Source organism: Bifidobacterium sp. M0399 (assembly GCF_016100595.1).
In the GTDB taxonomy this organism is placed as follows: domain Bacteria; phylum Actinomycetota; class Actinomycetes; order Actinomycetales; family Bifidobacteriaceae; genus Bombiscardovia; species Bombiscardovia polysaccharolytica.
Map to the genome: position 1 here is coordinate 368065 of NZ_JACFSD010000002.1, position 14246 is coordinate 382310.

Annotated in this window: 10 protein-coding genes; 6 read left to right on the plus strand and 4 right to left on the minus strand. The window is 61.1% G+C overall.

Annotation, left to right across the window (positions count from 1 at the left end; all coding sequences use genetic code 11):
- Window positions 1–35 precede the first annotated feature (35 nt).
- Both H3V09_RS06170 and H3V09_RS06175 read right to left on the minus strand, forming a co-directional pair.
- On the minus strand, window positions 36–1124 hold the full coding sequence (locus H3V09_RS06170; RefSeq protein WP_198191254.1) for a CpaF family protein: 1089 nt from the start codon (window positions 1122–1124) through the stop codon (window positions 36–38).
- Window positions 1121–2077, minus strand: coding sequence for an ATPase (locus tag H3V09_RS06175; RefSeq protein WP_198191253.1), 957 nt, complete (start codon window positions 2075–2077; stop codon window positions 1121–1123). The genes H3V09_RS06170 and H3V09_RS06175 overlap by 4 nt, the downstream gene beginning before the upstream one ends.
- A 593-nt stretch (window positions 2078–2670) precedes the next feature.
- Here H3V09_RS06175 and H3V09_RS06180 point away from each other — a divergent pair.
- The 5 genes from H3V09_RS06180 to H3V09_RS06200 all read left to right on the plus strand — a co-directional run bounded on the left by H3V09_RS06180 (window position 2671) and on the right by H3V09_RS06200 (window position 10149).
- Complete coding sequence (locus H3V09_RS06180; RefSeq protein ID WP_046323470.1) at window positions 2671–4917, plus strand: RNA degradosome polyphosphate kinase; 2247 nt, start codon at window positions 2671–2673, stop codon at window positions 4915–4917.
- Window positions 4918–4978: 61 nt separating this feature from the next.
- Entirely contained in the window at window positions 4979–6058 is a 1080-nt protein-coding gene (locus H3V09_RS06185) for an NUDIX hydrolase (protein WP_198191252.1), read from the plus strand.
- Between the two features lie 13 nt (window positions 6059–6071).
- Entirely contained in the window at window positions 6072–6767 is a 696-nt protein-coding gene (locus H3V09_RS06190; protein WP_181415198.1) for a thymidine phosphorylase, read from the plus strand.
- A 248-nt stretch (window positions 6768–7015) separates the two neighbouring features.
- Window positions 7016–7654, plus strand: a complete 639-nt coding sequence (gene upp / locus H3V09_RS06195; protein ID WP_015022561.1) for a uracil phosphoribosyltransferase — start codon at window positions 7016–7018, stop codon at window positions 7652–7654.
- 419 nt (window positions 7655–8073) lie between these two features.
- Window positions 8074–10149: an ABC transporter permease gene (locus H3V09_RS06200; RefSeq protein ID WP_198191251.1), complete on the plus strand. Its 2076-nt coding sequence runs from the start codon at window positions 8074–8076 to the stop codon at window positions 10147–10149.
- Here H3V09_RS06200 and H3V09_RS06205 read toward each other — a convergent pair.
- On the minus strand, window positions 10118–11203 hold the full coding sequence (locus tag H3V09_RS06205; RefSeq protein ID WP_198191250.1) for a glycerophosphodiester phosphodiesterase family protein: 1086 nt from the start codon (window positions 11201–11203) through the stop codon (window positions 10118–10120). The genes H3V09_RS06200 and H3V09_RS06205 overlap by 32 nt on opposite strands.
- A gap of 177 nt (window positions 11204–11380) precedes the next feature.
- On the opposite strand from H3V09_RS06205, the gene H3V09_RS06210 reads away from it, so the two are divergent.
- The gene (locus tag H3V09_RS06210) at window positions 11381–12241 is read left to right on the plus strand and encodes an aldo/keto reductase (protein WP_198191249.1); all 861 of its coding nucleotides are present in this window, start codon (window positions 11381–11383) and stop codon (window positions 12239–12241) included.
- Between the two features lie 50 nt (window positions 12242–12291).
- Here H3V09_RS06210 and H3V09_RS06215 read toward each other — a convergent pair whose 3' ends face one another.
- Window positions 12292–14001 carry an ABC1 kinase family protein gene (locus tag H3V09_RS06215; RefSeq protein WP_198191436.1) on the minus strand — a complete coding sequence of 570 codons (1710 nt, stop codon included), beginning with the start codon at window positions 13999–14001 and terminating at the stop codon, window positions 12292–12294.
- Window positions 14002–14246 lie beyond the last annotated feature (245 nt).

Genomic DNA, 14246 nt, shown 5'->3' on the forward strand with positions numbered 1-14246 from the left:
CAAGCTGCAGTCTCGCCATTCATAATCCACCTCAACTACGCAGCGTTCGCCGAGGCGCTGGTCACAATGCCCCACCGCCTGGCAAATTTCGACCAGGCCGTTCCATATGTAGCTGCCCCTCGGCCCGGCCAGGTACAGACAGCCTCCCCCAAAAGCCGACCGTCAACGGTCGTCGTCAGTCGGCCAATCTGAGCGATATGTCTATGACCACCGGTTCGTTCCAGGTGGATAACAACGTCAAACGCCCCTTGAGCTAGAGCCGCCAAGGCCCTCGGCTCCAGCCCCGCCAGCAGCCCCAAGGCCGCCAACCTGGCAGGAACACGTTCTACATTGTCGGCATGCAAAGTGGCCATGCCACCCCGATGACCAGAATTGAAAGCTCGCAGCAGATCCGCTATTTCCTCTCCCCGGCATTCCCCCAGAATGATCCGATCGGGCCGCATGCGCAGTGTGGCCTTAACCAAATCGACTAGCCCCACACCCCCTGCCCCTTCAATGTTGGATTCTCTGGCAGCAAGGGAAACCAAGTTCCTATGACCGGCAATACGGCCCAGCTCACGGACTTCCTCTACGACAACCAGCCGCTGCTCCTGTGGACACATGCCCAGCAGGGCCCGCAGAAGTGTGGTCTTGCCGGCACCCGTGCCACCAGTCACCAGAATGGTCGCCCGATTGACCACTAGCGCCCGAAGGATAAAGAGCCAACTGGCGGGACACAGCCCGCCAGCAACCAGCTCCTCCAGACCGGGCGGGTTTCTGTTGGGCAGCCTGATGGAAATGGCAGCGCCTTCGGGAACGAGTGGGGCCAGCACGGCGTGGACCCTGATCCCCTCCCTGCTGGAGGCATCGGCCATGGGTCGAGCATCGTCCAGGCGACGCCCCAGCTGAGCGCATAACTGCACAGCAAAGTCCCTTACTGCCCGAGGGCCTGCAAACCCAGGCCGAAGCAGAACCTCCTCCATGCCCGCGCCTCGGTCGATCCAGACATCGCCCTGTCCGGTCACTGCGATGTCAGTCACCGCGGGATCGCTCACCAGCCCATCCAAGTACCCGAAAGTGGGCGGCTGGGCGAAATCATCATCAGGGAATGAACCTTCGATGCTTTCCCCGCTTCTCTCGATCATTGGACAGCCTTAGACCGAGTCAGTTCGCGAGAAGAGACCCGCTCTTCCCTTCTTTCGCCGACGATCATTCCTGCGATCCGCTCCACCAGGGGATGAAGAGCCCGGGCGTAAGCACGCGGCACCCGTTCCAGACCACGTCCATCCAAGACGGATGCAGACAGTTTCGGTTGCGGATTGAGAACCACGTCCACCGATCGGCCCAGAAACTCTTCCGCCTGCTCCGGGTCGACGCCATGACTGACCCGGTGCTGAGTGGGCATCATCCCAATCAGAGCCATAGGGGGCCTACACGAAATCAATGGACCGTCTTGAGCTTGGTCGCCCGCACCTCTGCGACTGTTCAGAGCATGGAGCAGTGCCTTCGCCCGTGCAAGGCCCAGCACGGTCATATCCACCATCAACAACGAAGGCAGACCCTTCAGCGAGCGCAGATTACCCAGACCACGGCCCCGACCGGCATCGATCAGCAGGAGATCAGCAAATCCAGCCACTGCGTTGACGGCTGCATCCACGTCCCACCAACCCTGTGATGGAGCACTCCAAGGATCGTTGCTGAGTAACGGGATGCCATCCCAGACCGGCAGCTCTTCACGGAGGGCCTGAGGATCCACCCGGCCCAGGGGAGCACGGATTCCTCCCAACCGCATACCAGGCGCCCCCTCGATGCCGACCAAGACATCCATCCCTCCGCCGTCCAGGTCCAGATCCACCAGAGCGCATGACAGGACCATGTCCCGAAGCTGCTTGGCCATCAAAGCTGTCATGGTTGTCAGCCCAATGCCTCCTGAGGCGGAAAGAAAGACCAATCCGGCCACAGCGGACCCATATTTGGCCTCCGGGTCGCTCCGCCCGATGCCGGTATCCTCGCCCGCCCCCCTGCCTGGTTGGTGCTCCGAGGACAACCCGACCGATTTAAAGGAGTGCAGAGTCCTTTCAGGCTCCCACCCTTTCATGCCGTCTTTTATAACTTTCGGCCGTCTGCCTATGCTCATTCCAGTCATGGCTACCAGTACATCCGCCCTCTGGCATCAGCACCAGTCCCCGGAGCTGATGTGGTCGAATGACCTCATGTCTCCACACCGCTTCGCCCTCTTTGTGTATAAATGCATCAAGACCGCGACACGCCTGAAATTGCAGTGTTTTTGAGTCCAAGTCCATGAAATGCCACAGATGATCACACGGAAGCAACAGATTCCTCCAAACCTGGTGTATTTGGCCTGCCTCAATGCACGCAATCGCACAAAAGACCAAGTCGGCAGCCTTCCCCCGCCCCAGCCGATGGACAGGCTTGCCATCGGCCTCAAAACTGGCATAATAGCTTATACAAGGACGGTTCAAGAGCACGGAAGCCCACAAAGTGTATGGCCACTAGGACCGATACGTTGGACGGGTGTATAAGACTTGACCGTTGCAACGATGATGTTGTGCAGAGATTCCATCTGGACCGACCTTGTGGGAACGGCCTCCTGCGGGGGGCCGTTCCTATTTATCCACAAGCTTTATCAATGATTGCAGAGGACGGCACCTGCGAATAGAGTGCTATGGTATGGTTCAGAAATTTGACGCACCCTCCAAGGCCTTGCTACGCAGCCAGATCGCGGAGCATATTGCCGAGACCGACGGCCAGGCACGGCATGTATCCAGGCACTCGGATCACCCGGTCTCGCCCTTGCCTGAGGACCGCTATTTCGACCGGGAGCTGAGCTGGCTCAAGTTCAACAAGCGCGTGCTTGAGCTGGCCGAGGATGAGAGTGTACCCCTGCTGGAGCGGGCCAATTTCGCCGCCATCTTCGCCAGCAACCTTGATGAGTTCTTCATGGTCCGCGTGGCGGGTCTGAAGCGTCGCGTAGACACCGGCATCGCTGTAACGGCTGCCAGCGGAATGAGCCCCCGTCAGCAGCTGAGGGCCATCTCCGAGCAGGCCCACAAGCTTCAGGATGAGCATGCCCACTATGTAATCGACCACATCCTGCCGGATCTGGCCGCCGAAAGCATCATCCTGCTGAGCTGGACACAACTGAGCAGCCAGGAGCAGGAACGGCTCACCAACTTCTTCCGGAACCAGGTCTTCCCGGTCCTGACCCCGCTGGCCGTCGACCCGGCCCACCCCTTCCCCTATATCTCAGGCAACTCACTGAACCTGGCGGTCCTGGTGGAGAACCCCACCTCGGGCAAGACCCACTTCGCCCGCGTTAAGATTCCCGACAATCTCTCACGTCTGATTCCTGTGGACGATCTGACCGACGAAGAGGGCAAGGAGGAGCGCTACGGGTTCATCACCATGGAGAATCTGATCATCGCCCACCTGGAATACCTCTTCCCCGGCATGATCATCAAGGAGGCCCGCTCCTTCCGCGTCACCCGCAATGAGGATATTGACGTCGAGGAGGATGACGCAGAGAACCTGCTCAACGCCATGGAGAAGGAGCTTCTGCAGCGAAGGTTCGGACCGCCCATCCGCCTGGAGATTTCCGACTCCGCCTCTCCCTTCCTCTCCCAGCTGCTGGCCAGCAAGCTGCGAGTCAACCAGGAAGAAGTCTATCGGCTGCCTGCTCCCTTGGACTGGACGGTCCTGTTCGAGTTGCAGTCCATCGACCGGGCCGACCTCAAGTTCCGCCCCTTCATTCCCACCACCAACCGGCAGATCGCCGAAGTGGAATCCAGCCAGGCCCAGGACATCTTCGCCGCCATCCGCGAGCATGACATCCTCCTCCACCACCCCTATGACTCCTTCTCCACCTCGGTTCAGGCCTTCCTGGAGCAAGCGGCGGCCGATCCGCGAGTGCTGGCCATCAAGCAGACCCTCTACCGGACCTCAGGCAACTCGCCCATCATCAATGCCCTGGTGGATGCCGCGCACGCCGGCAAGCAGGTCCTGGCCCTGGTCGAGATCAAGGCCCGGTTTGACGAGGAGGCCAACATCGCCTGGGCTCGCCAGCTGGAACGGGCCGGCGTCCATGTGGTCTACGGAATCGTGGGGCTGAAGACCCACTGCAAACTCTCTCTGGTGGTTCGTCAGGAGCAGGACGGCCTACGTCGTTACTGCCACGTGGGCACCGGCAACTACAACCCCAAGACCGCCCGCCAGTATACCGACCTGGGTCTGCTCACCTGCGATCCAGTAGTGGGACAAGACCTGACCAGGCTCTTCAATCAGCTGTCAGGCTATGCGCCCAAGTCCTCCTTCCACCGCCTGCTGGTAGCCCCACGCACGGTCCGCTCCGGGCTTCTGCAACGGATCGCCCGCGAGGAAGAGACCGCCTTGAACGGCAAGCCCGCGTGGATACGAATCAAGGTCAACTCCTTGGTGGATGAAAAGATCATCGACGCTCTCTACCGGGCCAGCCAGGCCGGAGTTCGCATAGACATCGTGGAGCGTGGCATCTGCGCCCTGAAGCCAGGCGTGCCCGGGCTGAGCGAGAATATCCGAGTCCACTCCATCCTGGGACGGTTCCTGGAGCACAGCCGCATCTTCGCCTTCGCCAACTCTCAGGGCCCCCAGATTGGCGAGGGTCCCTTGGCCGGACCAGAAGTCTGGATAGGCTCTGCTGACCTGATGCACCGCAACCTGGACCGCCGTGTGGAAGCGCTGGTTCGCATCACCGCACCCGAGCAGGTGCAGGGTCTGATCGACTACGTGGATCTGCAGATGGCCGATACCACCAGCTCCTGGCACATGCAGCCTGACGGCACTTACGTGCGCCATAGCCGGGATGATCAGGGCCGGCCTCTGGTCGACTCGCAGGAGTACCTGATCGACCGTCACTCCCGAACCCCCAGGGCCAGGCGATGATGATACGCCTCCAAGCCGGCAGGCCCGCCGCAGAGGCGGACGATCGGGATGGCATCCGGCCATGAGCAGGACGGTTGAGGCAGCCGGAGCCATCCTCTACCGGTGGCGCACAACCTTCCAGGGATGGATGAAATTCAGCGACGACGGCCGAGCAGCCCCAGGAAGCAGCCCCCGATCCGACCTTGATGAGCTGGAGCTTTGCCTGGTCCATCGCCCCAAGTACGACGACTGGAGCTGGCCCAAGGGCAAGCTGGAGAATCGTGAGACCCACATGCGGGCGGCTGTGCGCGAGGTCGGCGAGGAGACAGGCTGTCTTGTCCGGCTGGGGCCGTACCTGGGGGATGCCGAATATCCCCTGAACAACGAGGGCCGACGCCGGGGCGGCAAGGGCGGCAGACTCAAACATATCTGCTACTGGATGGCTACTCCGACCGATTCGGAACACGCCGCCGGTCAGGGCGCACTGCTGGGACCCATCCACCGGCCTGATTCCAGGGAAGTCGACCAGATGCGATGGGTTGGAGCCTCCGAAGCCCGCAAACTATTGACCCACCCCAGCGACAGAACCATACTGGATGCCTTTGTGGACCGGGTGGAGCAGGGCGGTATCCGGGCTCGTCAGTTGATCATCGTCCGCCACGGTAAGGCAGTGTCCCGAAAGGAATGGACAGGCAAGGACGCGAATCGTCCCCTGACCCCCAAGGGCGCCGGCACCTGCTACGCCCTGGCTCGGGAGCTGGCCTGCTTTGCTCCCGACCGCCTCCTGTCCTCCCCCTGGATCCGCTGTGTGCAGACACTGCGTCCCTACGCCGACGAGGTAGGCCTGCCCATAGAGATGGTGGCCTGCCTGACGGAGTCCTCCTATCACCGACACCCAGACCAGGCCCACAACTGGCTGGACGGGCAGATGGCCGACCTGCTGAAAGGTAACAGAACCATCATGATCTGCATGCATCGACCTGTCCTGGGAGGAGTCTTCGAGAAGCTGCGTGGGCTATGCTCCAGCGGATCGCTGTCCAAACGGCTGCCAGACGACTCCCCCTTCATGCCCACCGGCAACGCTGTCGTCCTCAGTTTGACCGGCGACCCCAATCATCCGACCATCATCGACATACAGAAGGTGACTCCCATTGTCTACTGACAGCAACTCCAGAATCGGCTCATCCTCAATCCGCTCCTCCCGTACGGGATTCGTGGCCTCTGGTACCGGAGCATCCCGGCCCTCACGCCCTGGCCAGCTGGATCCAGCCATCGCCGACCAGCTCTCCGGAGGCATGGATCCACAGCAGATCAGCGAGATGAGCCATGTATCAGCAGCCTCCCTGCTGGACCGGGTCCACCACAGCGCCGACCCGGCCATCGTCAAACGAGTCCTCACCCTGGTAGACCGCGAGGGTGTGGATGTCGTGGCCGAGCTCTGGAGCGACAGTGACCCCGATTCTCTGCCCGGCATCCTTTGGCGGCTTTACATGCTTCGCAGCTGGATGCGTCGGGACGCTGACGGAATCAGTCGTCTGTGGAGGCTGGGCGAACCCACCGACACCGCTGCATCAGCAATCGCCGGCGTGGACCAAGCCCCGGAGGCCGACGACATCATCCGAACCGCCGACTCCATCCTCTCCGGAGCTTTCACGGGCGACTTCGCCATAGCCCTGGAACGGGCCGGAGCCTTCTGCGACGTGATCGCCCGCGGCATCAAGACCACCATCCGGGACGCCCAGAGCCGGCAGCTGGACGGTCAGGAGGCCAAGGAGGTCGACGCAGCACAGCGCACCGTCAACTCCCTCAATCAGACGGCACGTGACTTCATGAGGGGCGCATCACTCTGGCGGCGAGGACGGCTGGAGTAGGTTCCGCCACCCTTTCAAGCCGGAAGCGTAAGCGCGTCATGAGCACAGATCAGGACCCGGCATGCCCTACAATGGAGATTGCGTCGGACCATGGCTAAGCCCCGGGCTCCGTTTGTTGCCGCTGCGAGCGGCGTTTGCGCCGACAGGCGCTTGCATGGTTCGGCGTTTTCATTTCCACTCCTAAATCGAAGGCAGCATGGCTTGCCGGTCGCTACCAGAAGCCGACCCGCTGAGCTACGCTGAGAGGTATGGAACTTCACGTACTGGAACACCCGCTGATCGAGCACAAGCTGACCGTACTGCGGGACAAAAACACCCCTTCCAACACCTTCCGCGAGCTGATCAGCGAACTGGTCATGCTTGAGGCCTACGAGGCCACCCGCAACCTGGACATCGAAGATCACCCCATCGAGACCCCTGTCGCTCCCATGGTGGGCAAGAAGCTCTGCTCCCCACGCCCCATGGTGGTTCCCATCCTGCGCGCCGGACTGGGCATGCTTGACGGCATGACCCGGCTGCTGCCAACCGCCGAGGTCGGATTCCTTGGTCTCAAGCGCGACGAGAACACTCTGGACATCATCACCTACGCCAACCGCCTGCCGGAGGACCTCTCCGGGCGTCAGTGCTTCCTGCTGGATCCCATGCTGGCCACCGGCGGCACCCTGATCGCCGCCACCAAATACCTTGCCGAGCGCGGCGCCAAGGACGTGACCTCCATCAACATCCTGGCCGCTCCCGAGGGCCTGAACCGCCTCAAGGAGGAGATGGACCCCTCCATCAACCTCAAGGTGGTGGTCTGCGCAGTCGATCAGAAGCTGAACGAGCACGCCTACATCGTGCCCGGCCTGGGCGATGCCGGCGACCGCCTTTACGGCGTCATCGACTGATCCAACGAACTGACAGGGCACGAACCCCATACCTGACAAGGACCCGAATCCTGCACGATTCGGGTCCTTTTTTCAACGGTGCTCGATGGCCGCCCCGGCAGATGCTGTGCAAAATGGACTAGGCTTCCCTCCCCTACCCCGTCAGCGAGGATAGGTTCGCTATGAAGTCGTCGCTATAGAAACTGCCGGCTCCGCAATGCCATGGAGCTTAGCGAACCAGTCATCATGTCTGTAATCCTCCCAACATCTATTCTCCCAACCGTCTATCCCTCGACTTCTACCCTCTCGTACAAGAGCGCTTAATCGCTGATCGCCACCCTGGTTCTCCCCCTGGTCTGACCCTGAAAACACCCTGAGTGGGCCTTCACCCGGTGTTGCAATAAGAACAGCAGCATTCAAGGGCGAGAAAGGAGCACACCATGGAGGGCAAGTCCCTTTCCCTAGGTAGATCGCTGGCAGGAACCGGGACCTCAGGACCGATGGGCGGGGGCGGCTCGCAAACCGCAGTTCGAACCAAGGCACGCACTCCTGGCCTGGCCTCCCTGGTGCGATCCTTTCTGCATGAGCATCGGTCCTCCTACACGGTCATGGTCTTGGCGGTCATGGCCGCTTCGGTCCTTACCAGCGCCTGGGCCCAGGTAGCCATTGCCGCTCGGAAGGGCGACGGGATGCCAGATACTCGCGCAATGAATTCCTACGACCGCGCTATGACCCTGTTATTACAAGACGGCGCTTCACTGATATCCATAATGTACGCCTGCATATGCGGGTTCGTCTCCATCTTCCTCGTCATCACTTCTGTGGGGTTCCTGATCGAGCGCCGTCGTCGCGAGTATGCCATGATGCGGCTTTCAGGCGCCTCTCCCAGGACCGTGAGATTCATCTCCCTACTGGAATTCATGATTCCGGTAGGTTTGGCCGCCCTCCTGGGCAGTTTGGCGGGATGCCTGCTGGTGCCCGCATTCGCCAAGTCCCTAATCAACTCAGGCTTTGAAGCGCTGGAAATGACCGCGCATCCCCACCCCACGGGAATTTTCTTCACTTTCGTAGGGATACTCCTGGCAGGCCTCTTGGGAACCTGGTTCGCTGCCAGGAGGATTACCGCGATCTCTCCCATCGAGGCCCTGCAGGACTCGGGAAATCGGTCAGGGACCAAGTCAATCGGTCCTCTTCGCCTGATAATCGCCCTGGCCGGCCTGGCTGGAGGACTGGCCATGGTCTATCATCGCTTCAAGGGCATGGACATTGAAATCCAGATCATGGCCTCGACCGGCTGTCTGCTCGTCATCATCGGCGCCCTGGCCCCTGTCCTGGTTCCGGCCTGTGCCAACCTGATCGGCATCCCCTTCCAACTGGCCTTCCGAGGCGCCGGTCTCCTGGCGCGGCAAAGGGCGCGGAAGGAAAACCGGAGCTCCACCGCCGTAGCAGTGCCGATCATACTGATGCTGGTCATCGTAACCGGATTTATAGCCCTGGGACGATCCGGCTGGGCACAAGAAGCCATAAGCCGGTATAAGCCGATCGCTGCCGAAACCATGATCAACGCAGAGACCAATGATCCAAGAGACCTGGATCGCCGACTTCGGTCCATTGCAGACATCGAATCCGCAGTCACCTATAGCGAGGGATCCTGGACAACTGCGGACAAGGAAGATAATGGCGGCAATGACGAACCTTCCGTCATGGCTATGCACGTCAACAAAGCAGGCAAGAGCGTCAATACAATTAGCCCAATCTTCATCAAGGGCTCCGCTGCTGACCTGGGGCCGGGCAAGATCGCCGTTATTGCAAGTGGCCGCACCCAGGAGAAAAACCCTATTGGTCGCAAGCTGACTCTGATCGACAGGTACGACAAAGGCCATACGCTGACCATCACCGCCGTAGTCGATATGACCCCGACAGGGCAGACGGGCGAATACCTGATGACGGATGCAGACCTGTCGCAACTGGCGCCCGACAACAGTGGATCGACCACCCTGGCCAGGACCGCCCCAGGAGTTCGGACAGACAATCTGATCAGTCAACTCAATGCTTCATGGGACAGGAAGGGCATCAAGGCCTGCACCAAGAAGGAGTACATTCGTTCCAACATCCAAAGGTCACAGAAGGTGCAACGGGCCATGCCCCAGATAGCGAACGGGGCCATCGTCCTAACGGCCATATTCCTGATCCAGGCATGCGCCATCGCAGTCAATGAACGTCGCCAGGAGAATCGGAGAATGCAGGCTGCCGGTGTTTCACGTGGAACATTAGTCTGCTCCTCGATTTGGGAGTCAGTAATCGATGCCCTTTCGGCCATCCTTCTTTCAGCCCTGGCCATGGCGGGGGTGCTTGCCGTCATCTTCCACCAGTTGTCCGGCCAGATAGACATGAGCGTTGTGCCTCTCCCCTACGGCTACTTCCTGACCATGGCACTCTGGGCGATAGGCCTGGCCGCTGCAGCCTCCGGGCTATATAGCTGGTTCAGTTCTCGGGCAGATACGACTCGAAGATGATCCCGTCGAAGTCCGCACTGGCCTCCTCCTGCGCATGCTCGGAGCGGACGGTCCAGGCGATGGGCGTTCCACCTAGGAACCGATAGAGACGCATGGGCAGTGAGTGCCCGCTGTGCCACTCGCAGGCCACGAAGTCCGGCCGCCCCAGCCAGTTGAAGAGGAGGGACCCGGCCATCCAGCGCAGGGCCGATGAGCGGGAGTCCACCCGGCCATGGTAGGGGGCGACCAGTTGCCCCCTGGTGACGCCTGGGTGGTGAACCCGATACCAGGCAAGGGCCAGGACGTTGAAGGACTCAATTACATAGAGGCCCTGGTACCTGGACAGGAGGGCATCGGTCCGACGCATGAGCTCCCGATCCAAGCCCCTGTCCATCTTGATCTCGACGACCAAGGGCACCCGGCCATCCACCAGAGCGAGCACCTCGGACAGAAGAGGCACATGCTGCGCCTCGGGATCGTTGAGGCCCCCGTCCCCGCCCTCCGTTTCGGGACCGCCATCGTGGTCGGCAGAGCCAGGAATTCCTTCCCCGGACTCAAGAGCCTGGGCAGGGCTTGGGCACAGGGGAATCCTCTGCAGCTGCTCATAGGTCAGGTCCGCGACTGCCCGGTCGACGCCAGCCATCCGCTGCAGGTCTCCATCGTGGATGACCACCACCTGGCCGTCCCGGCTGAGATGAACATCCAGCTCAATCCCGTAGCCGGCCCTGCAGGCCGCCTCGAAGGCAGCCAGAGAATTTTCAGGCGCCACTACCCGAGGGGACTTGGCTTGGGCCGAGGCGTGCCTGCCTGAGGGACGATCGGATTCAACCTTCAGGCAGTCATGGATACGATGCAGGTAGGCGGTCTGTCCAGGGTTGGGATTGGTCGTCTCCATCCCCGAGCCAGCGTCGTGCAGGCCCCTATGGGCGTAGGGATGCAAGGACAGACCGACGGGCTTTCTCCGGCCCGCAACCACTGAAAGGCCAGGGGCCAGGGCCCAGCACCAGCCTCCCAAAACACCGAATCCCAGACCCAGTGCGACCTTGCCGGCCAATCGTGCTTTGGACCCCATCATCGCCTCCAGCCATCAGTACTTCATTATCCACGCTAGCATCGCAGGAGGCTGGACGCGCTTTGCCGGCTTGACTTCAAGCTGCTTCAAGGCCTTATCCTTGAACATGCAGATCAGAGAGGCATGCCCCGCCTTTAATCAACTCCGTCGAGCAATCTGCCAAGAAAGAAGCACGATACCATGCAGAATGATTCATCCACCTCCGTCCCGTCCGTCAAGCTCAACAACGGCGTCCTCATGCCCATGGAAGGTTTCGGCGTCTACCAGATCGCCGACCTGGACGAGTGCCGCCGCTCAGTCCTGGATGCCCTGGAGACCGGGTACCGGGCCATCGACACAGCCCAGGCCTATGGAAACGAGCAAGCCGTCGGAGATGCCCTGGCCCAGAGTGGCCTCGACCGCGACCAGGTCTTCCTGACCACCAAGGTCTGGATTACCAACTACGGGTACGACAAGACCAAGGCCTCAGTCGAGGAGTCCTTGAAGAAGCTGGGTACTGACCACCTGGACCTGGTCCTCCTCCACCAGCCCTTCAACGACTACTACGCAGCCTGGCACGCCCTTGAGGACCTCTATGACCAGGGGGTCCTGCGGGCCATCGGTGTCTCGAACTTCTATGCCGACCGCTATGTGGACCTGGTCAAGTTCAACAGAATCGTCCCGGCCGTCAACCAGCTGGAGACCCACGTCTTCCACCAGCGTCCCCAGGAGCGCACCTATATGGACAAATACGGCACCCGTATTGAATCCTGGGGACCCTTCGCCGAAGGCCGCCAGGGGATGTTCACCAACCCGACCCTGACCGAGATCGGGCAGGCGCACGGCCGGACCGCAGCCCAGGTAGCCCTACGCTTCCTGGTCCAGGACGGGGTCATCGTCATCCCCAAGAGCACCCACCGCGAGCGCATGCGCGAGAACCTCGACATCTGGGACTTCCAGCTCACTGACCAGGAGATGGACCGACTGCGGGCCATGGACACCGGCAAATCCGCCTTCATGGACCATGAGGACCCTGAAACCGTGGAGGACTTCGCTGGCTGATTCAGCATCAGACAGTATCTATACCCATATATGATGAAGGGGCTCTCAGCCTAGGCTTCGCCGTTGCGTCGCCGACGCTTGAGGGCCCGGTGCTTGATCAGGATGTCCAGGACTATCCAGACCGAAAGAATGAAGGCCACCACGTATCCCAGCATGCTGACCACCGGGATGCCGAAGACCACTGGCTTGATGCGGGCGAAGTAGACGATTGAGGAACCCACATAGAGGCCGACGACAATCAGGGCCATGGTCAGCCTGTTGACCATGTCGGACAGCTGCTGCAGGGGTTCCTCGGAACCCACCAGCTGCACATTGGCGCGTAGCTGGCCCCGGGTCAGCATCTTGGCTGCGGTCTGGGACTCAGCCAGGGCGCCCAAAAGCCCGTGCAGGGCCAGGTCGCCCTGGATACCCAACTTCCTGGTCTCTTCCTTGAGGATGGATCCCGCGCCCTGGCTATAGCCGACATGATCGGTGATGATCTGCACGATGTTGGCCTCAGGCAGGAACTCGTCCAGGAGTCCTTCAAGCGTGACCAGGCAGCGCGCCACCATGGTGACCGACCCCGGCACCTTGATGCCATGCCGGGCGGCCAGCTTCATAACGGCGTTGACGTATTCGGCGATGTCCAGATCGGCCAGATCCAGCTTGCCGAACCGCTGGACGACCGCATCCAGGTCGGCCAAAAGATAGGGGTAGTCCTCGGCCCTGGCCTCGCCTGTGCCAGCGAAGCGGAGCAGTCCCTGGGCCAGTGCCGGTGAATCCTCACGTCCTACTGCAAAAATCATGTCCTTCAAGGCCGATTTGGTCACCTTATCCAGGCGGCCGACCATCCCAAGGTCGATCAGCACTATGCAGCCATCACGGATGATGATGTTGCCGGGGTGCGGATCAGCGTGAAAGAAGCCCCGGTCCATGATCTGGGTGGCATAGTTGTCGACCAGCTTGATGCCGATCTCCTTCAGGTCATAGCCCTGGGCCACCAGCTGGGCGGGCCGTGAGAGGGATATCCCGTCGATGTACTCCATCACCACCACATGCCTGGTGCAAAGAGCAGGATAGGGCTTCGGGCAGTCGATGTAGGCGTAAGAGTCACAGAAATCCTTGAACTCCGCCAGATTCGCAGCCTCCTGCTGGAAGTCGACCTCGGACTGGAAGGTCTCCCAGAGCTCCTCGACAACCCCGCGGATGTCAATCACCTGGGTGCTGCGGACGAACCGGGAGGCCCACTTGACCATGCTGCGCAGAATGTCGATGTCCTGGGCCATGGTCTCTTGGATCCCTGGACGCTGGACTTTGACGGCCACGTCCTCACCGCTGACCAGGCGGGCCCGATGCACCTGCGCCAGGGAAGCCGACCCCAGGGGGACTGGGTCTATGGACGAGAAGATCTGGTCGAGCGGACGGCCATACTCGGCGGCCAGGGTGCTGGTCACCACGGAATACGGGATGGGATCCGCGTCGGCGCGCAGCTTGGAGAGCTCACGGCAGAAGGCCTCCGGCAGGATCTCCGAACGCATGGAGAGAATCTGGCCCACCTTGACGAAAGTGGGTCCGAGTGCCTCGAACAATCGGCGCATGGTGACCGGGGTCAGACCGTGGATGATGTCGAACCGATTGGCGATGCGGATCATCTCGGCCAGTCGACGGGCCCTGCCACGCCTGTGCCGGATCCTTACTGCCGCCCCCTGCCGCTCTCCCGTGCCGACCCCGAAGAGGCCGATGGTCTGCACCGGGGCATCATGTCCGTTCATGGCATCCATACTCACCACTCACCTGCGTCCTTTATCCGCATGGCCGACCAGCAGCAGACATTCCGGCGCAGACGACCGACACTGACAGTAATTGACCGCCTTCAGCCCTGCTGACCCGCAATGGGATCATTGGAGGTGATGGGAATGGACCCGGACCGACGATTCGGCATTGGCGCCAGGGGCTCATGGTCGGGACGACGGGGATCAGGAGCAACATGAGTCGCAGGCCTGGGCGCGCCAGCAGCAGGTGCAGG

Excerpts from the sequence above, each read along its gene's own strand:
- H3V09_RS06170 (WP_198191254.1), bottom strand. The coding sequence starts at position 1,124 with ATGATCGAGAGAAGCGGGGAAAGCATCGAAGGTTCATTCCCTGATGAT.
- H3V09_RS06175 (WP_198191253.1), bottom strand. The coding sequence starts at position 2,077 with ATGAAAGGGTGGGAGCCTGAAAGGACTCTGCACTCCTTTAAATCGGTC.
- H3V09_RS06180 (WP_046323470.1), top strand. The coding sequence starts at position 2,671 with ATGGTTCAGAAATTTGACGCACCCTCCAAGGCCTTGCTACGCAGCCAG.
- H3V09_RS06185 (WP_198191252.1), top strand. The coding sequence starts at position 4,979 with ATGAGCAGGACGGTTGAGGCAGCCGGAGCCATCCTCTACCGGTGGCGC.
- upp (WP_015022561.1), top strand. The coding sequence starts at position 7,016 with ATGGAACTTCACGTACTGGAACACCCGCTGATCGAGCACAAGCTGACC.
- H3V09_RS06200 (WP_198191251.1), top strand. The coding sequence starts at position 8,074 with ATGGAGGGCAAGTCCCTTTCCCTAGGTAGATCGCTGGCAGGAACCGGG.
- H3V09_RS06205 (WP_198191250.1), bottom strand. The coding sequence starts at position 11,203 with ATGATGGGGTCCAAAGCACGATTGGCCGGCAAGGTCGCACTGGGTCTG.
- H3V09_RS06210 (WP_198191249.1), top strand. The coding sequence starts at position 11,381 with ATGCAGAATGATTCATCCACCTCCGTCCCGTCCGTCAAGCTCAACAAC.
- H3V09_RS06215 (WP_198191436.1), bottom strand. The coding sequence starts at position 14,001 with ATGGATGCCATGAACGGACATGATGCCCCGGTGCAGACCATCGGCCTC.